Source organism: Sulfitobacter sp. (assembly GCF_036960155.1).
Classification (GTDB): Bacteria; Pseudomonadota; Alphaproteobacteria; order Rhodobacterales; family Rhodobacteraceae; genus Sulfitobacter.
In genome coordinates this window covers 983,572-1,006,620 of the sequence record NZ_JBALWB010000001.1, presented here as the reverse complement: position 1 = coordinate 1,006,620, position 23,049 = coordinate 983,572, and the positions used below count along the sequence as shown (strand labels likewise).

General features: G+C 50.7%; 19 protein-coding genes. 13 read left to right on the top strand and 6 right to left on the bottom strand.

The window, feature by feature from the left end; genetic code table 11:
- Positions 1-73: 73 nt before the first annotated feature.
- From rho to V7775_RS05025, 6 genes are read left to right on the top strand one after another with little or no spacing between them, the layout of a single operon-like run.
- Entirely contained in the window at positions 74-1,345 is a 1,272-nt protein-coding gene (gene rho, locus V7775_RS05050; RefSeq protein ID WP_335750760.1) for a transcription termination factor Rho, read from the top strand.
- A 29-nt stretch (positions 1,346-1,374) separates the two neighbouring features.
- Positions 1,375-2,661, top strand: a complete 1,287-nt coding sequence (mnmE, locus tag V7775_RS05045) for a tRNA uridine-5-carboxymethylaminomethyl(34) synthesis GTPase MnmE (RefSeq protein WP_335750759.1) — start codon at positions 1,375-1,377, stop codon at positions 2,659-2,661.
- 12 nt (positions 2,662-2,673) lie between these two features.
- Complete coding sequence (gene mnmG / locus V7775_RS05040; RefSeq protein WP_335750758.1) at positions 2,674-4,536, top strand: tRNA uridine-5-carboxymethylaminomethyl(34) synthesis enzyme MnmG; 1,863 nt, start codon at positions 2,674-2,676, stop codon at positions 4,534-4,536.
- 2 nt (positions 4,537-4,538) lie between these two features.
- Positions 4,539-5,144, top strand: a complete 606-nt coding sequence (rsmG, locus tag V7775_RS05035; protein WP_335750757.1) for a 16S rRNA (guanine(527)-N(7))-methyltransferase RsmG — start codon at positions 4,539-4,541, stop codon at positions 5,142-5,144.
- Positions 5,137-5,964 carry a ParA family protein gene (locus tag V7775_RS05030; protein WP_335750756.1) on the top strand — a complete coding sequence of 276 codons (828 nt, stop codon included), beginning with the start codon at positions 5,137-5,139 and terminating at the stop codon, positions 5,962-5,964. Before rsmG ends, V7775_RS05030 begins: the two co-directional genes overlap by 8 nt.
- Positions 5,954-6,847, top strand: a complete 894-nt coding sequence (locus V7775_RS05025; RefSeq protein WP_335750755.1) for a ParB/RepB/Spo0J family partition protein — start codon at positions 5,954-5,956, stop codon at positions 6,845-6,847. Before V7775_RS05030 ends, V7775_RS05025 begins: the two co-directional genes overlap by 11 nt.
- Here the strand turns inward: V7775_RS05025 and hemW are convergent.
- Genes hemW through rph form a run of 3 tightly spaced genes read right to left on the bottom strand, consistent with a single transcriptional unit; the run spans position 6,844 to position 9,332 of the window.
- Positions 6,844-8,001 carry a radical SAM family heme chaperone HemW gene (gene hemW, locus V7775_RS05020; RefSeq protein ID WP_335750754.1) on the bottom strand — a complete coding sequence of 386 codons (1,158 nt, stop codon included), beginning with the start codon at positions 7,999-8,001 and terminating at the stop codon, positions 6,844-6,846. The genes V7775_RS05025 and hemW overlap by 4 nt on opposite strands.
- Positions 8,002-8,010: 9 nt before the next feature.
- Complete coding sequence (gene rdgB, locus V7775_RS05015) at positions 8,011-8,622, bottom strand: RdgB/HAM1 family non-canonical purine NTP pyrophosphatase (RefSeq protein WP_335750753.1); 612 nt, start codon at positions 8,620-8,622, stop codon at positions 8,011-8,013.
- Complete coding sequence (gene rph, locus V7775_RS05010) at positions 8,619-9,332, bottom strand: ribonuclease PH (RefSeq protein WP_335750752.1); 714 nt, start codon at positions 9,330-9,332, stop codon at positions 8,619-8,621. The genes rdgB and rph overlap by 4 nt, the downstream gene beginning before the upstream one ends.
- Positions 9,333-9,416: 84 nt before the next feature.
- Here rph and hrcA point away from each other — a divergent pair, with 84 nt between their 5' ends.
- Positions 9,417-10,481: a heat-inducible transcriptional repressor HrcA gene (gene hrcA, locus V7775_RS05005; protein WP_335750751.1), complete on the top strand. Its 1,065-nt coding sequence runs from the start codon at positions 9,417-9,419 to the stop codon at positions 10,479-10,481.
- Positions 10,482-10,490: 9 nt separating this feature from the next.
- Positions 10,491-11,045 (top strand): nucleotide exchange factor GrpE, encoded by a 555-nt coding sequence (locus V7775_RS05000; RefSeq protein WP_335750750.1) that lies wholly within the window; start codon positions 10,491-10,493, stop codon positions 11,043-11,045.
- Between the two features lie 43 nt (positions 11,046-11,088).
- Here V7775_RS05000 and mutS read toward each other — a convergent pair whose 3' ends face one another.
- On the bottom strand, positions 11,089-13,731 hold the full coding sequence (gene mutS, locus V7775_RS04995; protein ID WP_335750749.1) for a DNA mismatch repair protein MutS: 2,643 nt from the start codon (positions 13,729-13,731) through the stop codon (positions 11,089-11,091).
- A gap of 128 nt (positions 13,732-13,859) precedes the next feature.
- Between mutS and V7775_RS04990 the strand changes: the two genes are divergently transcribed.
- From V7775_RS04990 to V7775_RS04980, 3 genes are read left to right on the top strand one after another with little or no spacing between them, the layout of a single operon-like run.
- Complete coding sequence (locus V7775_RS04990) at positions 13,860-15,590, top strand: glycosyltransferase family 61 protein (RefSeq protein ID WP_335750748.1); 1,731 nt, start codon at positions 13,860-13,862, stop codon at positions 15,588-15,590.
- A 58-nt stretch (positions 15,591-15,648) separates the two neighbouring features.
- Complete coding sequence (locus V7775_RS04985) at positions 15,649-17,907, top strand: NADP-dependent malic enzyme (protein WP_335750747.1); 2,259 nt, start codon at positions 15,649-15,651, stop codon at positions 17,905-17,907.
- Complete coding sequence (locus V7775_RS04980) at positions 17,904-18,770, top strand: ribokinase (RefSeq protein WP_335750746.1); 867 nt, start codon at positions 17,904-17,906, stop codon at positions 18,768-18,770. The genes V7775_RS04985 and V7775_RS04980 overlap by 4 nt, the downstream gene beginning before the upstream one ends.
- Here the strand turns inward: V7775_RS04980 and msrA are convergent.
- A complete protein-coding gene (gene msrA / locus V7775_RS04975) occupies positions 18,767-19,423 on the bottom strand; it encodes a peptide-methionine (S)-S-oxide reductase MsrA (protein ID WP_335750745.1) in 657 nt (218 codons plus the stop codon). The genes V7775_RS04980 and msrA overlap by 4 nt on opposite strands.
- A gap of 148 nt (positions 19,424-19,571) precedes the next feature.
- On the opposite strand from msrA, the gene V7775_RS04970 reads away from it, so the two are divergent.
- A complete protein-coding gene (locus V7775_RS04970; protein ID WP_335750744.1) occupies positions 19,572-20,267 on the top strand; it encodes an HAD family hydrolase in 696 nt (231 codons plus the stop codon).
- A gap of 197 nt (positions 20,268-20,464) precedes the next feature.
- Here the strand turns inward: V7775_RS04970 and V7775_RS04965 are convergent, their stop codons facing one another.
- The gene (locus V7775_RS04965) at positions 20,465-21,682 is read right to left on the bottom strand and encodes an argininosuccinate synthase (RefSeq protein WP_335750743.1); all 1,218 of its coding nucleotides are present in this window, start codon (positions 21,680-21,682) and stop codon (positions 20,465-20,467) included.
- Positions 21,683-21,813: 131 nt separating this feature from the next.
- Between V7775_RS04965 and ilvA the strand changes: the two genes are divergently transcribed.
- Entirely contained in the window at positions 21,814-23,046 is a 1,233-nt protein-coding gene (ilvA, locus tag V7775_RS04960) for a threonine ammonia-lyase IlvA (protein ID WP_335750742.1), read from the top strand.
- The last annotated feature ends 3 nt before the right edge of the window (positions 23,047-23,049 follow it).

Genomic DNA, 23,049 nt, shown 5'->3' with positions numbered 1-23,049 from the left:
CCGAGGAACGTATTGCCCGATAACATTCAAGACCGACGAGCCAGTGCGATAGTGCACGGCTAAGGATATTTTCATGACACTCGAAACACTTAACCTTGCTGATCTAAAAGCGAAATCTCCCAAAAGCCTGCTCTCTATGGCTGAAGAGCTTGAGATCGAAAATGCATCCACGATGCGCAAAGGCGAGATGATGTTCCAGATTCTGCGTGAACGCGCAGACGAGGGATGGGAAATTTCAGGTGACGGTGTTCTTGAAGTTTTGCAAGACGGTTTTGGTTTTCTGCGCTCTCCCGAGGCTAACTATCTACCTGGTCCGGATGACATCTACCTGTCGCCTGACATGATCCGCCAGCATTCCTTGCGGACCGGAGATACCATTGACGGGCTGATTAAGGCCCCTGACGATACCGAGCGTTACTTCGCCCTGACCGAGGTTACACTCATCAACTTTGAAGACCCTGAGAAGGCGCGTCACAAGGTTGCATTTGAGAACCTCACGCCGCTTTATCCGGATGAGCGTCTGATTATGGAAGTCGACGATCCGACTATTAAAGATCGCTCCGCGCGTATCATTGATCTGGTTGCGCCAATCGGCAAGGGACAGCGTTCCTTGATTGTGGCACCGCCGCGTACTGGTAAAACTGTTCTGCTGCAGAACATCGCAAACTCGATCGAGAAGAACCATCCAGAGTGCTATTTGATCGTTCTACTGATTGATGAACGTCCTGAAGAAGTTACCGACATGCAGCGCTCAGTTAAGGGTGAAGTTGTTTCTTCGACATTCGATGAACCGGCAACCCGTCACGTTGCGGTTTCAGAAATGGTAATCGAAAAAGCCAAACGTCTGGTTGAGCATAAGCGTGACGTTGTCATCCTGCTCGATTCCGTAACCCGTCTGGGCCGTGCGTTTAACACCGTTGTTCCATCATCCGGTAAGGTTCTTACTGGTGGTGTAGATGCAAATGCTCTGCAACGTCCAAAGCGCTTCTTTGGTGCTGCGCGTAACATCGAAGAGGGTGGATCTCTTACAATCATCGCAACGGCGTTGATTGATACAGGTAGCCGCATGGATGAAGTCATCTTTGAAGAATTCAAAGGTACGGGTAACTCTGAAATCGTTCTGGATCGTAAGATTGCGGACAAACGCGTCTTCCCAGCGATCGACATCCTGAAATCAGGTACACGTAAAGAAGAACTGTTGGTTGATAAAATTGACCTACAGAAAACATTCGTTCTGCGCCGTATTCTGAACCCGATGGGTACAACAGATGGAATTGAATTCCTGATTTCAAAGTTGAAACAAACCAAGACAAATTCAGACTTCTTTGACTCGATGAATACCTAAACTTCACATTAATTCAAAGGCTTAGGTCTATGGATACAATATTTGCCCAAGCAACAGCAGTGGGCCGCGCAGGGGTGTCCATTGTGCGGGTTTCCGGCCCGTTGGCACATGATATATGCGCAAAAATGACCGGATCGCTGCCAAAGCCCCGGTCGTCCGCATTGCGTATGGTGAAAGATCATGAGGGAGATTTTATTGATCAAGCCCTCATATTGTCATTTGTTGGTCCGGATAGTTTTACAGGTGAAGATGTTGTCGAGCTGCATCTCCACGGAAGTATTGCAATCGTACGTCGAGTGCTGGAAGTCCTTGGTGACTTTTCGGGTTCTCGTTTGGCAGAACCTGGAGAATTTACACGCCGCGCGTTGGAAAATGGGCGGCTTGATTTGGTTCAAGTCGAAGGCTTGGCTGATCTGATCGAAGCTGAAACTGAGGCGCAGCGCAAGCAGGCACTTCGGGTTCTGTCAGGTGCGTTAGGTTCAAAAATTGAGGAATGGCGCAGGTCGCTGATCCGTGCCGCGGCTCTGCTCGAAGCGACAATTGATTTTGCGGATGAGGACGTTCCCGTAGACGTGAGCGATGAAGTTCATGAGTTACTTCACAGTGTTGATGCTGCACTGACTCTTGAAATTGACGGTACTACCGCCGCTGAAAGAATTCGTTCTGGTTTTGAAGTGGCGATCATAGGATCGCCAAATGTTGGTAAATCAACCCTCCTTAATCGACTAGCAGGTCGAGAAGCGGCTATTACATCTAGCATTGCGGGCACGACACGGGACGTGATCGAAGTTAGGATGGATCTAGGTGGTCTTCCTGTAACTCTGTTAGATACAGCAGGGATACGTGAAAGTTCCGATGAAATCGAAACTCTTGGGATAGAACTGGCTTTGCGTCGGGCGGCCGGAGCTGATCTACGCGTTTTCTTGCTTGATGAGGGAGATGTAACGCCGTTTACGCCAAATCCAGATGATGTCGTAGTAAGGTCAAAAGCTGATTTGACTGGAGATTGTTATCCGGCAATTTCGGGGAAATCTGGAGCTGGCGTTGATCAATTATTGTCTGCGATAGAGAAAAGTTTGGAAAAACTGGCTTCGGGAGCTGGTTTGGCAACACATGAACGCCATGCAAGAGCCATGTCGACATCAAGAGAGAGTCTACAGACAGCACTGCAATTGTTGAAAAACGGCCCTGACCAATATGATATTGTTTCTGCAGAACTAAGAATTGGAATCCATGCTTTGGAAGTTTTGGTAGGTCGTATTGATGCTGAGAATCTGCTAGATGAGATATTCGCAAGTTTTTGTCTTGGAAAATGAGGATTGTTTCACGTGAAACATTTTGACGTTATAATTATTGGCGGCGGTCACGCCGGAACAGAGGCCGCACATGCGTCCGCGCGAATGGGCGCGAACACGGCTCTTTTGACGATGTCACGTGACACAATTGGCGTGATGTCATGTAATCCAGCTATTGGTGGGTTAGGTAAGGGGCATCTAGTTCGGGAAATTGACGCATTGGATGGCGTTATGGGCCGTGTGGCAGATGCGGCGGGAATTCAATTTCGGTTGCTGAATCGTAGGAAAGGGCCAGCTGTTCAAGGACCTAGAACGCAAGCAGATCGAAAAATTTATCAAAAATCCATGTTGGCAGAAATTGAAGCCCATACAAATATCACTATTATTGAAGGTGAAGCTGTAGACTTCATTATGGAAGGTGAAAGGGTTGCAGGAATAACAACAGCTGATGGTTTGAGTCTTACAGCTGCCGCGGTCATTCTAACCACCGGGACATTTTTGAGGGGTATTATCCACATCGGTGACGTGCAGAAACCTGGCGGACGAATGGGAGATAATTCTTCACGCAGGCTAGCAGAGAGAATTGACGAATTTTCATTAAAGTTGGGTCGCCTAAAAACAGGCACGCCACCTAGGTTAGATGGACGAACAATAAATTGGGACGGACTAGAGATGCAGGCAGCGGACGATGTCCCAAGCCTGTTCTCATTCATGTCAAATTCTGCGCTGTCGCGCCAGATTTCATGTGGCATTACCCACACCAACGAAAAGACACATGACATTATTCGGGAAAACCTCAATAAGTCAGCGATGTATGGAGGTCACATTGATGGCGTCGGTCCTCGCTACTGTCCGTCGATTGAAGATAAGGTAGTCAGATTTTCCGATAAAACCTCTCATCAGATTTTTCTGGAACCTGAAGGTCTCTCCGACCCGACTATATACCCTAATGGAATTTCGACTTCTTTGCCTATTGCTGTTCAGGAAGAGTATGTTCGTTCTATCGTGGGACTCGAAAATGTTGAAATCCTTCAACCGGGCTACGCAATCGAATATGATTATGTTGATCCGCGTGCTTTGCGGCAGACGCTGGAGCTAAAAACAGTTCCTGGCCTATACCTCGCTGGTCAAATCAACGGAACGACAGGATATGAGGAGGCAGCGGCACAAGGTCTGGTAGCCGGATTGAACGCAGCGCTTGCAAGTAAGGATCGTGAAGAGATCACCTTCAGCCGTACAAATAGCTATATTGGTGTGATGGTCGATGATCTAACTACGCGCGGTGTCACTGAGCCATATAGAATGTTTACCTCCCGTGCGGAATTTCGGCTGTCCTTGCGTGCTGATAACGCTGACCAGCGATTGACTGGGCTGGGGATAGAGTTGGGATGCGTCTCAAAAACTCGGGAAGCGGTCTTTCTGGGGAAAATGGATAAGTTAGTTGAATGTAGAAATTTGCTGGAAGTGAAGACGTTTACGCCAAAGGAAGTTAGATCCTCTGGTATTTCGATAAGTATGGACGGTCAGCGTAGAACTGGTTTTCAGTTGTTGGCTTTCCCTGACGTGAATTTTGAAGACATACGCGCTCTCGACCCCAGTCTTGGAGCTATTCAGGAAGAGATAGGGACGCAAATTTCCAGAGACGCGTTGTATGCTAATTACATTAAGCGACAAGAAAACGATGTAGCTCTACTTAGGAAAGACGAGGGTGAGCGGATACCATATGACTTTGATTACGCTCCAATTGATGGCTTGTCTAATGAACTAAAGTCGAAACTCATTTCTTCAAAACCTGAAAATCTTTCGCAGGCTGCGCGCATAGATGGAATGACGCCAGCTGCGCTCACTCTTTTGCTGGCGCTACTTCGTCGAGCTAGAACTAGAAAGTCGGCATAAATATGAGCTTGAGTGTAGATAATGTTTCACGTGAAACATTGGTTCGTTTACGAGAGTTTGAGGCTCTCGTTCAAAAGTGGACAAAGAAAATTAATCTCGTATCCAGAAACGATGCAGAGCAAATTTGGGAACGACATATAGTGGACTCGGTTCAGATATATGATTTGGCTCCTAAGGACGGATTGTGGTTGGATATTGGTAGTGGTGGAGGGTTTCCGGGCATTGTTGCAGCAATAATAGCAAAAGAAGTGTCGCCGGAAAGATCATTCGTGCTTGTAGATAGTGATCAAAGGAAATGTGCATTCCTCCGAACAGCGGCGCGTGAATTGAGCCTGAATGTCAAAGTAATATCTGATCGCGTTGAAAAAATTGAACCTCTGAACGCGGCGGTAATGTCCGCGCGTGCGTTGGGTGATTTGGATAGCTTGTTGGGTTATGTCGAAAGGCACCTCGAAGTAGGCGGAACGGCGCTGTTTCCCAAAGGAATATCTTGGAAAAACGAGCACGCCATTGCACAAGAACATTGGTCCTATGAGATTGAGGCGATAAAAAGTGAAACGAATTCCGATGCTACAATCTTAAAGATTAAGGAGCTTACGAGTGTCTGACCTGTCACGGCCTAAAGGGCCAAAGATTATCGCAATTGCCAACCAGAAGGGTGGTGTTGGTAAGACAACGACGACGATTAACCTCGCCGCGGCACTCGCTGAGAAAGGCCAGCGAGTGTTAGTGATTGATCTCGATCCGCAAGGGAATGCGTCAACAGGACTTGGGATTGGTCTAGATAACCGTGAATTCACTACGTATGAATTGCTCCTTGAAGATATCGATTTGAATCAAGTCATTCTGAAAACCCAAACAGAAAACTTGTATATCGTTCCGGCAACTGTCGATCTTAGTTCTGCTGATTTGGATTTGCTGTCGAATGAAAAACGCAGCTTTCTGCTACATGATGCATTGAGGCAAACCCAAATGGATGCCTTTAATTTTGGCTATATTCTGATTGATTGCCCACCGTCCCTTAATCTTTTGACAGTCAATGCGATGATCGGCGCGCATTCAATATTAGTCCCGCTTCAGAGCGAGTTTTTTGCCCTGGAAGGGCTTTCTCAGCTCATGTTAACAATTCGCGAAATTCGTCAAACTGGCAATAAGGACCTGCGGATTGAAGGCGTCGTTCTGACAATGTACGATAGACGCAATAATTTATCCCAACAGGTTGAGCAAGACGCACGGGACAATTTGGGGGATTTGGTGTTTAAAACTATGGTCCCACGGAATGTTCGAGTAAGCGAAGCGCCAAGTTATGCGATGCCAGTACTATCCTATGACACCAATTCAAAAGGTGCCAAGGCTTACCGAGATCTCGCAGATGAATTGATGAGCAATAATAACGATACAGCGAAAGAGGTGCAGCATGTCCAATAAACAAGAGCGTAAAAGAGGTCTCGGCCGCGGGCTATCTGCATTGATGGCGGATGTGAATGACACGGAAACAGTTGCTGCGCAGGGCGTGACATCAGCGGATCAGCTGGTTCCGATTGAACGGATTTCGCCAAACCCAGATCAACCACGCAAACAATTTGTCCAAGGCGATTTGGACGACCTCGCGGCTTCTATACGTGAAAAAGGCGTTTTACAGCCGTTGATCGTTCGCGCACGCGACGGCGGGACTTATGAAATTGTAGCGGGTGAGCGCCGCTGGCGTGCTGCGCAGATGGCACAACTTCATGCGCTGCCTGTTATCGTGCGTGAATTCAGCGACATCGAAGTTCTAGAAGTTGCGATCATCGAAAATATTCAGCGTGCTGATTTGAATGCTGCAGAAGAGGCTGCAGGATATAGGCAATTGATGGATAAATTTGGCCATACACAAGAAAAGATGGCCGAAGCACTGGGAAAAAGCCGTAGCCATATCGCTAACCTACTTCGTTTGTTGAACTTGCCCATGCCTGTTTTGGAGCTTTTGCGTGAAGGTGAGCTGAGCGCTGGTCATGCTCGTGCACTGATACCTTCACAAGATCCACTGAAACTTGCCCAACAAGTTATCAAGGGTGGATTGTCTGTACGTGCTACAGAGGCATTGGTGAAAAATGAACTGTCAGGAGATGCTAAGAGCAAGCCTACGGGGTCCTCCAATACAGATGAAAAGGATGCTGATACCAAGGCGTTGGAAGGTGATCTTTCAGCAAACCTAGGAATGAATGTTTCGCTTAGCCATAAGCCTGGTCAAGAGAACGGCCAACTTACGGTGCATTATAAAACCTTGGATGAGTTGGATGAGCTTTGCCGTTTGTTGAGCAGCACCTAAGCGTTTAACATTTCAGAAATTACTGAATTTAGAACTCTAAATCCTTGATCTGTAACGATTAATCTATGTTTTGAAGTTACCACCATCTTGATATCGGTGAGATGGGCGATCACGCGTTGATCCAGTGGCTTTTGTGTTAGTGAAGTGTATCGATTTAGATCGATACCTTCACGCAACCGCATGCCCATCAACAAAAACTCAGTTGCTTCGTCGGCGCGGTTCATTTTCTCACGGCTTTGTTCGGCTGAGTTAGCCGAAACAGCGTCGAGCCAACGTTTTGGATTACTATAGCAAACCGTGGCGTGTCGGGTGCCATTTTGGGTTAACCGGCCGTGCGCGCCAGGTCCGATCCCAAGGTAGTCGCCGTAGCGCCAATAGATAAGGTTGTGGCGGGACTGCGCGCTATCAGATGCATGGTTTGATACTTCGTAGGCGGGCATACCAGCAGAGCCACAAATATCTTGTGTCATATCAAACATATCAGCGCCGAGGTCTTCGTCAGGTAGGCCGCGCAGTTTTCCAATCGCGTATCGATCACCAAATGCTGTGCCGTCTTCTATGGTTAGTTGGTAGAGAGAAAGATGATCTATAGATAGTGTTAGAGCCTGTTTCAGTTCAGCTTCCCAATCACTCAAGGATTGGTTTTGTCGCGCATACATCAGATCAAAACTGACACGCTCAAAAGTGTTTCGCGCGACATCAAAGGCTGCCAACGCTTCGGAGACAGTATGGATACGACCGAGACGTTTTAGATCATTGTCATTGAGGGCTTGAATGCCCATCGATATCCGTGAAACGCCGCCATCGCGATATGCGACAAACCGACCCGCCTCAACAGAACCGGGATTAGCTTCGAGCGTAATCTCCAGATCGTTAGCTGTAGGCCAGAGCCTTTTTATCTCTTCGATCACAGCCGCAACTGTATCGGGATTCATCAAGCTAGGTGTGCCGCCCCCAAAGAAGACGGAGGTGACTGTTCGGCCCTGCGTCTCTTCTGCGTAGCGCTTTAACTCAGATAGATATGCTGTCTTCCATGCTGCTTGATCAATGTTGCGCGAAACGTGGCTATTGAAGTCGCAATAGGGGCATTTGGCCTCGCAGAACGGCCAGTGAATATAGATGCCAAAGCCACCTTGCTGCCAATCATCAATCAAGCTGCATACTCACTCGAAACACTGGGCGAGTAGCTTGGTGAATGCATCTGCGCGGTGACTCATGGTGTTTTTTTCATCATGGGTCATTTCAGCAAATGTTCGCGTTTCGCCAGTGGGTTGGAAGATTGGATCATACCCGTGTCCTGTCTCGCCTCGCATCGGCCAGACAAACGTACCGTCAACAAAGCCTTCGACAACTTCGTCGTGCCCATCAGGCCACGCGAGTACCAGCGTCGCACAAAACCTTGCGGCGCGCGGATGTGGAGCATCGGCTTTTTCCAGCAAGTCATGGGTTTTGTGCATGGCCATAACAAAATCGCGGCCATTAGGCGTTTCGGCCCAGTCGGCGGTATAGACGCCAGGGGCATTATCCAAAGCAGCAACTTGAATTCCGCTGTCATCAGCTAAAGCAGGGAGGCCAGTTGCCTTTACCGCTGCTTGTGCCTTTATCCGTGCGTTGCCGATGAACGTATCTTCGGTTTCTTCAGGCTCATCCAACCCCAGTTCCTTGGCACCAACCACGGTGATACCAAGGGGAGCGAACAACTCCTGCATTTCTTCGAGCTTGCCCGCGTTGTGCGTGGCAATCAAAATGCGGTCGCCCTCAAATTTGCGACTCATGCGCAGGCAGCTTTCTGGATCGCAGTCAATTCTGCTATACCTTTCTCTGCCAGATCGAGGAGCTCGTTCATCTGTGCGCGAGAATAGGTCGAACCTTCGGCGCTCATCTGGGTTTCAATCATCTGACCGCTTTCAGTCATGATAAAGTTTCCGTCAACACCAGCTTCAGAGTCTTCTGGATAGTCGAGATCTAGAACAGGCTGGCCCGCATAAATGCCGCAGCTGATTGCAGCAACAGGATCAACAAGTGGATCGGTGATTACATCGCCGGCCTTCATCAATTTGTTGACCGCAAGACGAAGTGCAATCCAACCGCCAGTGATGGACGCGCAACGGGTGCCGCCATCTGCCTGCAGAACATCACAATCCACAGTGATTTGACGTTCGCCCAATGCTACGCGATCGACACCAGCGCGCAATGAACGCCCGATAAGGCGTTGGATTTCTACAGTGCGGCCGCCTTGCTTACCGGCCGCGGCCTCGCGGCGCATACGTGTGTTTGTAGCGCGGGGTAACATGCCATATTCGGCGGTGACCCAGCCAAGGCCAGAACCTTTGATGAACGAGGGTACGCGCGCTTCGATCGTAGCTGTGCATAATACATGGGTATCCCCCATCTTGATCAAAGCGGAACCTTCGGCGTGCTTCGTGAAGCCGACTTCCACTGATACGTTGCGCATTTCGTCAAGTTTCCGACCGGATGGGCGCATGGGGTATTCCTTTTATTTGATTTAGCCCTCGGGATACCGCTCGATCCCTTGCGGATGCAACCCCCGCCGCCTTAATGTACGCATATGACAGACACATCAGGCCTTTTGCAGGAAATGAACGATCGCTCGCGCGAGGTGTTCCGACGGGTAGTCGAGGGATATCTGGCGAATGGCGATCCTGTGGGTTCCCGGACGTTGACGCGCGACTTTTCCGAAAAGGTGAGTGCTGCAACAATTCGTAATGTGATGCAGGATCTTGAGTATCTTGGATTGCTTGATAGTCCACATGTGAGTGCAGGCAGAATACCTACCCAGCTTGGTCTGCGAATGTTTGTGGATGGATTGCTAGAAGTAGGTAATCCCGATGATGGTGATCGTGCGTTGATCGATGCGACTATGGGGCGTAACGAGGATGATGTTGGCGGGATGCTGGATCGTTTGGGAACTGCATTGTCTGGTGTAACGCAAGGGGCATCGCTGGTGCTGGCGCCTAAACACGAAGCACCGATAAAGCATATTGAATTTGTTTCCCTGGCGCATGACCGCGCCTTGGCGGTTCTGGTTTTCTCTGACGGTCATGTTGAAAACCGCCTGTTCAGCCCACCCGCTGGGCAAACACCTAGCTCAATGCGGGAGGCGGCGAACTTCCTCAACTCACTGGTTGAAGGAAAAACACTGAGCGAGCTTCAAAGCACGATCAAAGTCGAGATGGGCAAGCGTCGCCAGGAGATTGATACGCTGGCTGCAGAGCTGGTTGAAAGCGGGTTGGTGATTTGGGAAAGTGGCGAGGGCCATCCGGAGCGGTTGATTGTGCGCGGCCGCGCAAATTTGCTGACCGACAGCGGCGAAGTTCAGGACTTGGAAAAGGTTAGAACCCTGTTTGATGACCTTGAACGCAAGCGCGACATCGCTGATTTCCTCGAACTTGCCGAAGATGGCGACGGTGTGCGCATTTTTATTGGCTCTGAGAACAAACTTTTCTCACTTTCGGGTTCCTCTTTGGTCGTTTCACCTTATATGAACTCTGATCGTAAGATAATTGGCGCGGTGGGTGTAATTGGCCCTACGCGCCTGAACTATGGACGTATCGTGCCGATTGTGAATTACACGGCGCAACTGGTTGGAAAATTGATTTCCGACCGGAGTTAGAGGTGGAAGATGGCAGACCCGAACGACTTTTTAGATGATCCCGAAGCAGCGGAAGCAGAGGCCTACGCCTCTGAGATGGAAGAAATTGACGAGGGCGAACTGGCTCTCGAAGAAGTCATGGCGGAGCGTGACGAATACAGAGACCGCTTTATGCGGGCGCTGGCCGATGCGGAAAATGCCCGCAAGCGGTCAGACAAAGACCGTCGTGATTCCGAAAACTATGGTGGCTCCAAGTTAGCTCGTGATATGTTGTCGGTTCATGACAACATGAAGCGCGCATTGGAAGCCGCGACCGAAGAGCAGCGCACCATTTCCGGTCCGCTGCTGGAAGGTATCGAACTTACGATGCGCGAGCTGATTTCAGTGTTTAAGAAACACGGGATTACGCCGATCACGCCCGAAGTTGGCGATCGCTTTGATCCCAAGCTACATCAGGCAATGTTTGAAGCACCTGTTCCAGATACCAGAGCAGGAGACATCATTCAGGTGGCTGCTGAAGGTTTCATGTTGCATGACCGCTTGCTGCGTCCCGCACAGGTTGGTGTTTCTTCAACGCCAAGCTAAGGCTTTCGAGTAACGTAAACTTCAAGTTCTGTAAAAGAGGCGGTCATGTTTTGGCCGCCTCTTTTAGTTTGTAGATTAGGTCCAATGCTTCGCGCGGGGTTAGCTCGTCGGGCAGGATTTCTCCCATGAGCGCTTCAACAGCAGATTCTTTCACTGGGGCAGGAGGCATGGTGGGAGTTGTAGAAAACAACGGCAGATCATCGATCAGCGTTTTCTGCGTAGCGCCGCCTTCGCGCTCCCCTTTTTCAAGAGCCTCCAGGACAACACGAGCGCGGGCAATTACCGGAGCTGGCAGGCCCGCAAGCTGGGCAACTTGAACACCGTAAGAGCGATCCGCCGCACCTTTCTTCACCTCGTGAAGAAAGATCACCTCGCCCTCCCACTCTTTCACGGTGACGGTGGCATTATCGACGCCGTCTAGCTTTCCCGCGAGTGCTGTCATCTCGTGATAGTGAGTCGCAAATAATGCGCGGGCACGGTTTACGTCGTGAAGATGTTCCAGCGTGGCCCATGCGATAGATAACCCATCATAGGTTGCGGTGCCGCGGCCGATTTCATCCAGAATAACCAAGGCACGGTCGTCCGCCTGATTGAGGATGGCGGCGGTTTCCACCATCTCGACCATGAAGGTAGAGCGACCACGCGCCAAATCATCCGAGGCACCAACACGGCTAAACAACTGACTGACTAAGCCGATATGCGCTGAGTGGGCAGGAACATAACTGCCCATTTGTGCGATCAACGCCATCAACGCGTTCTGACGTAGGTATGTCGATTTACCGGCCATGTTTGGACCCGTTAGCAACCAGATGGCGGCGTCTGTGTCAGCGCTAAGGTTACAGTCATTGGCGACAAACGGCGTACCAGATTGCCGCGCCAATGCACGTTCAACAACTGGATGGCGTCCGCCCTGAATATCAAACGCGCGGGAGTTATCGACCGTGGGCCTGACCCAGTTTTCAGATTTTGCCAAATCAGCCAGCGCTGTGGCCAGATCAAGTTCTGCCAAGGCACCAGACGTTGCGCCGATCTCTCCTGCATTGTCTAGAATGGCTTTTCTTAGGGATTGATAAAGCGTTTTCTCTAACTCCACTGCGCGATTGCCGGCGTTAAGAATTTTGGTTTCAAGCTCGGATAGTTCAACCGTCGTGAAACGCACCTGGTTCGCGGTGGTTTGGCGGTGAATGAAGGTTTCGGATAACGGCGGCGACAACATCTTTTCCGCATGTGTTGCCGTTGTCTCAATGAAGTAACCGAGAACGTTGTTGTGTTTGATCTTTAGAGCCGAAATGCCCGTATCAGTGACGAATTGTGCCTGCATGGCAGCGATGACTCCGCGCCCTTCATCACGTAGTTCTCGCACTTCGTCGAGGTCTTCACGGTAACCCGTTGCGATGAAACCTCCATCTCGAACCAGCAGTGGCGGTTCGGCGATCAACGCTTCGTCCAACAGCGCAACAAGATCATCATGGCCTGCTAGATGTTCAACAGCTGTCTTCAGGAGTTCTGGAAGGTCTGTAGATGAAAGCGTTTCGTTCAAATAGGCCGCTTCGGAAAGCCCATTGCGGATAGCCGCCAAATCACGAGGTCCACCGCGATCTAGTGAGAGGCGTGATAGCGCGCGTTCAAGATCGGGAACTGCGCGCAATCGATCACGGATGTCTTGGGAACTGCGCGTATTATCTGCAGCAAACTCAATCGCGTCCAGACGTGCACTAATAGTCTCTAACACGCGGGACGGGCTAGAAATGCGCCGTTCCAACAGACGAGCGCCTACTGCCGTAACCGTGCGATCCATAACGGACAAAAGCGACCCCGCTCGGCCACCTGTCAGGGCATGGGTTAACTCAAGATTGCGCCGGGTAGCTGCATCAATTTGAACAGTGCGGGCTTCGGTTTCTTTGACGGGTTTACGCAGCAACGGCAGATTGCCCTTTTGCGTCATGTCTAGATATTCGATCAACGCACCCATCGCGGATACTTCTGCCCGGTTAAAGCTGCCGAATGCATCTAGTGACGATACCCCAAAGAGGGCACAGATCCGAGCTTCCGCGCCCGTGCTGTCAAAACTAGCGCGGGCAAGATCAGTTACCGACAAACCGAATTCAGTCTCTAATTCACGATATTCAGTCTCTTTACCTTCAGCGACCAACAACTCAGATGGGGCTAATCTGGCCAGTTCGGGGCCCAAACGAACCAAGGGCAGGCTCATGACGTGGAACGCACCAGTTGAGATATCGACCCAAGCTAATGCATGCGCATCGCGGACATCGGCAAAGGCAGCAAGGTAGTTGTGTCGACGGGCTTCCAGCAGGGACTCTTCTGTTAAGGTGCCGGGCGTAACAAGGCGAACAACATCGCGTTTCACGATAGATTTGTTGCCGCGCTTTTTTGCCTCGGCAGGTGTTTCCAACTGCTCTCCAACGGCAACGCGGAAACCTTTGCGGATCAACGTCAGCAGATATCCTTCGGCTGCGTGAAACGGCACGCCGCACATCGGGATATCGGCACCATTGTGTTTGCCACGTTTAGTGAGCGCGATGTCCAATGCTTCAGCGGCCGCCACCGCGTCATCAAAGAACATTTCGTAAAAATCGCCCATGCGGTAAAAGAGAAGTGCATCCGGATAACCGGACTTAATCTCGAGATATTGGGCCATCATCGGTGTGACAGTGCCTGTGGTCATCAACTTCTCCCTCACATGCAACGTCCTTACAAAACCACAAGACTGTAGGGAAGGGGTCGTTCTTGTGGACGATTTTCGTCATTGTGATAAAACAGGGTAGTAAAGTCCTTCAAGAGACGAACGAGCGCGTGAAAAACAAGATTGATCTTACCAGCGATCCAAGCGAGCTGTTCCTTAATCCATGGCAGGATGAGGGGCTAAAACTGCTGCGCGAGCCTGAGTTTCTGTGGCGCGAAATTCCCGCGGCCAAGATTGTTGGTTTTGCGGTCAGCGAGTACCGCGCGATCAATCAGAAAATCCGTTCCTTCACAGAGACAACACGCCGTCAGCGTACATTCCGAACTGCTGTTGAAATCAACACTGTGCCTGTCGTCATTGACGGCGCGCAGTTTCGAAAATCGTCCTTGATGGCGAGCGGTAAACTGGTTCTTTCCGGTGCCTCAGGTACGCGACTTCTTAATGGCTATCGTTGGGATCATGAGGCGGCGGAGTTTGATCCGGAGGAAAAGCTAAAGTTGTTTTTCGAAACCTGTCAGCGGGCAAACAAGGGAAAAACCCTGCCAGTTGAGACCACCTTTTTAGAGAACGATATTCACTTTGCGATCGAGTGTCGCAACACCTTCAACTTTTATCACTTCATCACCGAGTCGTTAGCCCAGCTCACAGTTTTAGATGAGGTTGGATTTCAAGGGAATGTCTATTTTCACTACCCTAACAATGAAGAAAAGCGCGGTAGCTTTGCGGAGGCATTTGTTTCTGCGCTGTTCCCAGAGTTCGCGGGGCGTGTGTTTTTCGAACGAGCGCCAAAGGAATACAATCTGGTTTTGACCGCGTTTGATATGACCCATGGGCTTGGGCAGGTATCCAAGCCTGAGGTTGCGGGAATTGAAAAACTAATGCCGCGGGCTGGTGGTAAAAAATTGGAGCTGTCCGGTGCGGAGGGTCAACTTACCCTAGGAATGAACGCTGTCAGCAGTTCGCTGATCGCATTGCGTGCGCGCGCGTTCAAATTGATTGAAGGCCATGATTTCAGCTATTTGCCCAAACGGTTCTTTATTGAGCGCTCTGACCACAGTAGCCGGAGCCGCCCACTAGAGGGCGAGAACAATCTAATTGAGCAGTTGCAGAGTGTAGGGTTTGAAAAGATTTCTTTTGAAAACCTGACTCCGTTGGAGCAGGTCGCCATTATGGCGCAGGCTGAGATGATGGTGTCCACTCATGGTGCAGGTTTTACCAATATGTTGTTCGCCAACTCTGACGCGTTTGTCATCGAATTGGGAACGTTACAGACCGCCCGCTATCGGTGGAAAGATTTCTGGCCGCTCGCCCACGCGTCACAGTGTCATTACGTGAGCTTTTTTGCTGATTTTAATACTGATGATCCATTGCAAGAACCAAAATTTGAACAGGATGGAATTGTTCCAGTCCGGTTGTGTGACGATGGGGTGGCTCAGGTCATGTCGTTTGCTATGACAATATTGGGTCATACTCCTGAGCCCCTCAATTCCGATGCATTAGGCAAATTGGGCCGCCGAGTGTTGCGCAGTGGCGCAGCCGCACAAGCGATTACGTTGTTGGAAACGCATCGTGAAATGATTTCTGGCAATCTGGATTTATGCCTTTTGATGGCGGATTGCCATAAGGATCTGGGCGAGACCAAATCAGAGCTCGTGGCGCTTGATCTTGCGTTTCATGCGGATGTCAGCCGTTGGCAAACGCTGATCCGTATCTTTTGGTGCGCTAGTAATTGTGACCGACCGCAGGTGGTGCGTTGGGCACTTGCATTGCTGGAACGTGATTTTCCCGACAGATACGAAGCATTTGTTAGCAATCATGAGTGGGTTCGCTTCGTCGCATGATTGTGTGGGGCCGCGTGGCCCGCTATGACGGGTTAAACAAAATTGAAGGTGCCAGCCCGTGACCAGAACCAAAGTAACATCCGAAGAGGCGCTTGCCTTCCATCTTGAGCCAACACCGGGCAAGTTTGAAATCACGGCCACTGTGCCGATGACAACGCAGCGGGATCTATCGCTGGCGTATTCACCAGGCGTTGCTGTCCCTTGCGAAGCAATCGCAGCAGACCCGCAACTGGCATATGATTACACAAATAAGGGTAACCTTGTTGCCGTTATTTCAAACGGGACTGCGGTTCTGGGGCTTGGGAATTTGGGGGCGTTGGCGTCCAAACCCGTAATGGAAGGTAAGGCGGTTCTTTTTAAGCGCTTTGCAGATGTGAACAGCATCGACATCGAACTGGACACTGAAGACACCGAAGCGATCATCAGCGCAATAAAGTTGATGGAGCCAACATTTGGTGGCATCAACCTTGAAGATATCAAAGCGCCCGAGTGTTTCATTATTGAACAGCGTTTGAAGGAAGAGATGGATATCCCTGTCTTCCACGATGACCAACATGGCACTGCTGTGATCTGTGCGGCTGGGTTGCTCAATGCGCTTAAGATCTCGGGCAAGAAAATCGAAGACGTTCGCATCGTACTGAACGGTGCCGGCGCGGCTGGCATTGCGTGTCTTGAACTACTCAAGTCGATGGGTGCGCAGCACAACAACTGTATCATGTGCGATACGAAAGGCGTGATTTATCAAGGCCGGGCCGAGGGCATGAACCAGTGGAAATCTGCACATGCGGCAAATACAGAAACACGTACATTGGCCGAAGCAATGTCAGGTGCTGACGTATTCTTGGGTGTTTCTGTCAAAGGTGCTGTTACAGCTGATATGGTCGCAAGCATGGCGGATGATCCAGTTATCTTTGCGATGGCAAACCCTGATCCAGAAATCACACCCGAAGAGGCCCACGCGGTACGCGCGGATGCAATCGTTGCTACAGGGCGTAGCGATTATCCAAATCAGGTGAATAACGTATTGGGCTTCCCGTATCTGTTCCGCGGGGCGCTAGACATCAACGCACGTGCGATCAACGATGAGATGAAAATAGCCTGTGCACATGCGCTTGCTAATCTTGCGCGCGAAGACGTCCCTGACGAAGTAGCGCTAGCGTACGGTAAAAACCTCAGCTTTGGTCGTGATTACATTATTCCAACGCCGTTTGATCCGCGCCTTATCCACCGTATCCCGCCTGCAGTTGCACGGGCAGGGATGGATACAGGGGTGGCTCGCCGTCCGATCATTGATATGGAAGCATATGAGCAGGGCCTGAAATCACGCCTTGATCCAACTGCTAACATCATGCGCGGCATCAATACACGCGCACGTGCAAATCAGGCGCGGATGATTTTTGCTGAAGGTGACGATCCCAAGGTATTGCGCGCGGCAGTGATGTATCAACGACAGGGCTTGGGCAAAGCGCTTGTTGTGGGCCGCGCAGATGATGTGAAACAAAAGCTGATTGCGGCTGGGCTTGAAGATGCCACACGCGAATTGGAAATCGTTAACGCTGCCAACACACAGCACTTGGATTTGTACAAATCGTATCTCTATGAGCGTCTCCAGCGTCGCGGATTTGACAGTAAAGATATCCATAGGCTTGCAGCGCGTGACCGCCATGTATTTGCATCCCTGATGCTGGCGCATGGGCACGGTGATGGATTGGTAACTGGGGCGACGCGGAAATCCGCGCATGTTCTTGACCGGATCAACCACGTTTTTGATGCAAACGCCGAAGGAGGCGCCACGGGTATCACTGCCCTACTGCACAAGGGGCGTATTGTTTTAATCGGTGATACTCTGGTGCATGAGTGGCCAGAAGCGGAGGATTTGGCAAATATTGCTGAAAGTGGCGCACGTGTAGCGCGGCACTTGGGCATGGAGCCACGTGTTGCATTTGTGAGCTTTTCTACATTTGGCTATCCGGTGTCAGAGCGGGCGGAAAAAATGCAACAAGCGCCTGATGTACTCGACGCGCGCGGTGTCGATTTCGAATATGAAGGCGAAATGGCCGTCGATGTTGCTATGAATGCGGAGAGCCAGAAGAATTACCCGTTCTCGCGTCTCACTGGGCCAGCAAACATTCTCATTGTGCCTGCGCGTCACTCGGCGAGTATCTCAGTTAAATTGATGCAAGAGATGGCTGGTGCCACAGTGATTGGTCCAATTTTGACCGGTTTGGATCAGTCTATTCAGATTGCGTCTTCGACCTCTACCACAAACGATATCCTCAATATGGCAATTCTTGCAGCGTGTAAGATAGGCGGATGATCTGGAACCTTGGTTCGATCAACATCGACAATTTCTATGAGGTCCCTCATTTGCCCGCACCGGGTGAAACACTTGCCTCCGTCAGCTATGGTTTTGGGCTGGGCGGCAAGGGTGCAAATATGTCTGTGGCTGCAGCGCGCGGAGCTGCGCGCATTTCACATATTGGTGCGATAGGACCCGAGGGGCATTGGACGCTGGACCGTCTAATGGAATACGGCGTTGATACGCCGCATATTTCACAGATCGAAGTACCAACTGGTCATGCAAATATTGTTGTCGACAGCAGTGGCGAAAACAATATCGTCTTGTTCCAAGGGGCCAACGTGAAGTTGACCGAGGCAATGATCGGTAGAGCCCTTAGCGCGGCATCAACGGGTGATTTTCTGTTGATGCAAAATGAAACCAATGGTCAGGAATACGCTGCCGAGACCGCTCGGTCATTGGGGCTGCGTGTCGCTTATGCGGCTGCGCCCTTTGAGGCGGACGCGATTGGGCAGCTGTTGGAGTGGATTGAGTTGCTGATCTTGAATGAGATCGAAGCGGCACAATTGGAAGTAGCAACAGGCAAATCGGTTGGTGCTCTTGGCGTGCCGGATGTTGTGGTTACGCTGGGCGCTCAAGGATGCAAATGGGTCTCTAACGCGGGTGAAAAGTGTTTTGATGCCTATCCTGCGGAGGCCGTGGATACGACGGGCGCAGGTGACACATTCACGGGGTATCTGGTCGCAGGTTTGGATCGTGGTCTAGACATGGAAACCGCGATTGATTTGGCTCTGAAGGCTGGTGCGCTGATGGTGACGCGTCGCGGAACTGCTGATGTGATCCCGGATCTCAAAGAAATCCAGGATCATTTTGGTCTTTAGCCAGCGAATGGCGCGGCAGAACCCCATAGCTCTTTGACACGCTGATCACGACCACATGCGTTGCGGTAGGCTTTGTATGCCTTTGCCTTGGTTTTAGGGCCAAAGCGCGTGATGACGATCTTTTTCCCTTTGGCGTAATCCTGGTGAGAGGCATCTGCAGGAAAAAATTCCGCTGCGCCTAAAACCGGAGTAACAATTTTCTGACCTAGATCAGCCTGCGCTTTAGCTTTTGCTTGCTGTGCGGCAGCTTTTTGGCTGCCAGTAGCAAATATTGCAGTCCGGTAGCTGGGGCCACGATCACAAAACTGGCCGCCTGCATCTGTCGGATCAACCGATCTAAAGAACATGTTCAGAAGCTGCCCTGCGCTGACAACGCTTGGATCAAAAGTAATCTGCACTGCCTCGTAGTGACCGGTTCCACCCGATGTAACCTGTTTGTAGGTGGGGTTCGCCGTTTTACCACCTGCAAAACCGGACACGGCTTCTTTTACACCTTTGACCTTTTCAAAGTCAGCTTCGACACACCAAAAGCAGCCGCCCGCTACGGTCAGTGTTTCTGAACCTGCAGCATGGGATGGCGTAGCCTGAAACAATAGCCCGATGGTGATGAAACCGGCCAATGCGATTGATTTGAGATTGTTGAGTGTGCTCATGGTGCGCTCCTTTTTTTATTATGCTGACGGGTCATTTGATGTTTCGCAACGGGCGATTGATGTTCTCACGGGGTGGTGATTTTAGTTTACCGTTATGCGGGCGGTGCTATGAATTAGATCAGTTCAACACAATCTAAGGATACCCCCTATGCGTATTGCGATGTGGTCCGGTCCACGTAACCTAAGCACGGCAATGATGTATTCATTTGGCACACGTAGTGATTTTGCGGTGATGGACGAGCCGTTTTATGCGCCATATTTGGATGTTTCAGGCACGGATCATCCAATGACGGATGAGATCATTAAAGCACATGAAACTGATCCAATGCGTGTTGCGCAAAGTTGTGAACAAGATGGCACGCCGCATCTTTATATGAAGCACATGCCGCACCATATGTTGGACGGGTTTCCAATGGAGTGGGCGCAAGAATGTGTAAATATCCACTTGATCCGCCATCCTGCGCGGGTCATTGCCAGTTACGCGGCAAAGCGTGAGGCGCCCACGCTGGAGGATATCGGGTTTATCCAACAGTCAACGCTTTATGGAAAACTTGGTGGTCTTGTAGTTGATAGCGATGACATCCGGGCGCAGCCCGAGGTTATGTTGCGCGCGATTTGCGATGCTATTGATCTACCGTTCGATTCGGCGATGTTGCACTGGCCAGCGGGGCCTCGATCAGATGACGGCATATGGGCAAAACATTGGTACGGCGCAGTTCATAACAGTACGGGATTTGCCGGTGCTGAGGGGACATTGCCGGAAGTGACAGCAGAACTGCAGCCCGTGCTTGATGCGGCACTGCCCTATTACTTCGGGTTACATCAGCAACGCCTTTCCCCGTGAATAGCAGCAGAGAGATGTTAGATGTTCAGCGTTCGTAAATAGTATCTATGTAATCTTGATTACGTAGTCCGGTTTCCGGTTTAGTAACGAGTAGGCGGTCCGAGCAATCATTCGTTCGGGCCGTTCGTTTTAAAATTTTTAACGAGTTGGTTTGAAAATGAATGGCCCTATCAGATCTCTCTGATAGGGCCATTATCTTATTTTAGTCGCTGATCGCGTGCTGCCAGCAGCTTGAGGCGCAGTGCGTTTAGCTGAATAAATCCAGCCGCGTCTTTTTGGTCATAGGCACCTGCATCGTCTTCAAATGTTACGTGCGCTTCGGAATACAGGCTGTGATCCGACCAACGGCCAACCGTGCGAACGTGACCTTTATACAGTTTCAAGCGAACCGTACCCGTGACATGGGTCTGGCTTGCGTCGATCGCGGCCTGCAGCATTGTACGCTCTGGGGAGTACCAGAAGCCGTTATAGATCAGTTCTGCGTATTGCGGCATAAGCTGGTCTTTTAGATGCATCGCGCCACGGTCAAGCGTGATTGATTCGATCCCACGGTGCGCCTCAAGCAGCAATGTGCCGCCGGGCGTTTCGTAGATGCCCCGTGATTTCATACCAACGAAGCGACCCTCAACCAGATCAAGGCGGCCACAACCGTGCTTGCCGCCCAGTTCGTTGAGCTTGGTTAGGACTTCGGCAGGGGAAAGGGCTTCGCCGTTAATGGAAACAGCATCGCCGCGCTCAAAACCAACTTCGATGTATTCCGGAGTATCAGGTGCCTCTTCTGGGCTTACGGTGCGCTGATAGACGTATTCGGGTGCATCGACTGCCGGATCTTCAAGGACTTTGCCCTCAGAAGAGGTGTGCAAGAGGTTCGCATCAACTGAGAATGGCGCTTCGCCACGTTTGTCTTTTGCAACCGGGATCTGGTGCTCTTCGGCAAATTCCAGCAGCTTGGTACGGCTGGACAGGTCCCATTCGCGCCACGGTGCAATCACTTTGATGTTTGGATCTAGCGCGTAGGCGGCAAGTTCAAAACGAACCTGATCGTTGCCTTTGCCTGTTGCACCGTGCGCAACCGCATCAGCGCCTGTTTCGTGTGCGATCTCAACCAGACGTTTGGAAATCAGCGGACGGGCGATGGATGTCCCTAGCAGGTACAACCCTTCGTAAACCGCGTTGGCGCGAAACATTGGGAAGACAAAGTCACGTACAAATTCTTCACGCACGTCTTCGACATAGATTTCTGACGCACCCATCATCTCAGCTTTGGCGCGGGCTGGTTCCAGCTCCTCACCTTGACCAAGGTCAGCGGTAAAGGTGACGACCTCACAACCATACTCGGTTTGGAGCCATTTCAGGATGATCGAGGTATCAAGGCCACCGGAGTAGGCGAGTACAACTTTCTTGGGCGCGGACATGATGTTTTCCTTTGTCGAGTTTCGCGCGTGGCGTAACGGGTTTTATGCCGCACGGCAAGGCAGATGGGTTTATTGACGGTACTAGGATACAGACCTATCCAAGACACTCACCCTGAAAAAGGCAGCAACACATGAACGAAGATTTTCAAATGGGTGCAATTGCTGCCACACGCGCGATGCGTAGCGTGTTCCCAGCAACGCCATTATTAAAGAACGAACACCTGTCTGATCGGTACGGTGCGGATATTTATCTCAAACGAGAAGATCTAAGTCCTGTACGTTCTTATAAGCTGCGCGGCGCGTTCAATGCGATGCGCAAACTGATACCTGAGCATCAAGTTTTTGTCTGTGCGTCTGCGGGTAACCATGCGCAGGGCGTTGCGTTTATGTGCAGCCATTTTGGTGTGCGCGGTGTGATTTATATGCCTGTTACGACACCGCAACAAAAGATCCAAAAAACCAAGATGTTTGGCGGCGATCAAATTGAGGTGCGCCTTGTCGGTGACTATTTTGACAAGACACTGGATGAGGCGCAGCGTTTTTGTGCCGAAGAGGGTGCATATTTTCTGTCCCCCTTTGATGATGATAACGTGATTGAGGGGCAGGCATCGGTTGCTGTTGAGATAGAAGATCAATTGGGCCGCGCACCGGATCACATCATTCTACCTGTTGGCGGTGGTGGATTGTCCGCTGGTACTCGAACGTTTTTTGGAGATCGATGCCGATATACTTTTGTTGAGCCTTCAGGCGCGCCTAGCCTTGGGCGTGCCTTGGAGGAGGGCGCTCCGGTGGATGTTTCGCCGATCAATACATTTGTTGATGGCGCTGCAGTGGCCAAAATTGGTGTGCGGACGTTCGAAAAACTCAAAAATGTGCAACGAAGTGATGTTGTGCATCTCTCTGAGGATCGAATTTGCGTTAGCATGGTCGAGATGTTGAATGTGGAGGGTATCGTGCTGGAGCCAGCAGGTGCCCTTAGCATTGAGGCGCTGGGCGAAGTTGCAGATCAGATCAAAGGAAAGACCGTGGTTTGCGTTACCTCCGGTGGTAACTTTGATTTTGAACGCCTTCCCGAAGTGAAGGAGCGCGCGCAGCGTTATTCTGGCCTCAAGAAGTACTTTATTTTGCGGATGCCCCAACGGCCCGGCGCCCTTAAGGAATTTCTGAGTATTCTGGGCCCAGATGACGACGTTTGCCGTTTTGAATACCTCAAGAAATCAGCGCGTAACTTTGGTTCTGTTTTGATAGGAATTGAAACGCCAACAGCGGATGCCTTTCCGCGCTTTCTGGCACAATTAGATGACGCAGGGTTTACGTATACAGATATCACAAATGATGAGACGCTTGCCCAATTCGTGATTTAGGGA

What these genes read in the sequence shown, in the direction of transcription:
- rho (WP_335750760.1), top strand. Translation starts at nt 74, where the DNA reads ATGACACTCGAAACACTTAACCTTGCTGATCTAAAAGCGAAATCTCCC.
- mnmE (WP_335750759.1), top strand. Translation starts at nt 1,375, where the DNA reads ATGGATACAATATTTGCCCAAGCAACAGCAGTGGGCCGCGCAGGGGTG.
- rsmG (WP_335750757.1), top strand. Translation starts at nt 4,539, where the DNA reads ATGAGCTTGAGTGTAGATAATGTTTCACGTGAAACATTGGTTCGTTTA.
- V7775_RS05025 (WP_335750755.1), top strand. Translation starts at nt 5,954, where the DNA reads ATGTCCAATAAACAAGAGCGTAAAAGAGGTCTCGGCCGCGGGCTATCT.
- rdgB (WP_335750753.1), bottom strand. Translation starts at nt 8,622, where the DNA reads ATGAGTCGCAAATTTGAGGGCGACCGCATTTTGATTGCCACGCACAAC.
- rph (WP_335750752.1), bottom strand. Translation starts at nt 9,332, where the DNA reads ATGCGCCCATCCGGTCGGAAACTTGACGAAATGCGCAACGTATCAGTG.
- hrcA (WP_335750751.1), top strand. Translation starts at nt 9,417, where the DNA reads ATGACAGACACATCAGGCCTTTTGCAGGAAATGAACGATCGCTCGCGC.
- V7775_RS05000 (WP_335750750.1), top strand. Translation starts at nt 10,491, where the DNA reads ATGGCAGACCCGAACGACTTTTTAGATGATCCCGAAGCAGCGGAAGCA.
- mutS (WP_335750749.1), bottom strand. Translation starts at nt 13,731, where the DNA reads ATGACCACAGGCACTGTCACACCGATGATGGCCCAATATCTCGAGATT.
- V7775_RS04980 (WP_335750746.1), top strand. Translation starts at nt 17,904, where the DNA reads ATGATCTGGAACCTTGGTTCGATCAACATCGACAATTTCTATGAGGTC.
- msrA (WP_335750745.1), bottom strand. Translation starts at nt 19,423, where the DNA reads ATGAGCACACTCAACAATCTCAAATCAATCGCATTGGCCGGTTTCATC.
- V7775_RS04970 (WP_335750744.1), top strand. Translation starts at nt 19,572, where the DNA reads ATGCGTATTGCGATGTGGTCCGGTCCACGTAACCTAAGCACGGCAATG.
- V7775_RS04965 (WP_335750743.1), bottom strand. Translation starts at nt 21,682, where the DNA reads ATGTCCGCGCCCAAGAAAGTTGTACTCGCCTACTCCGGTGGCCTTGAT.
- ilvA (WP_335750742.1), top strand. Translation starts at nt 21,814, where the DNA reads ATGAACGAAGATTTTCAAATGGGTGCAATTGCTGCCACACGCGCGATG.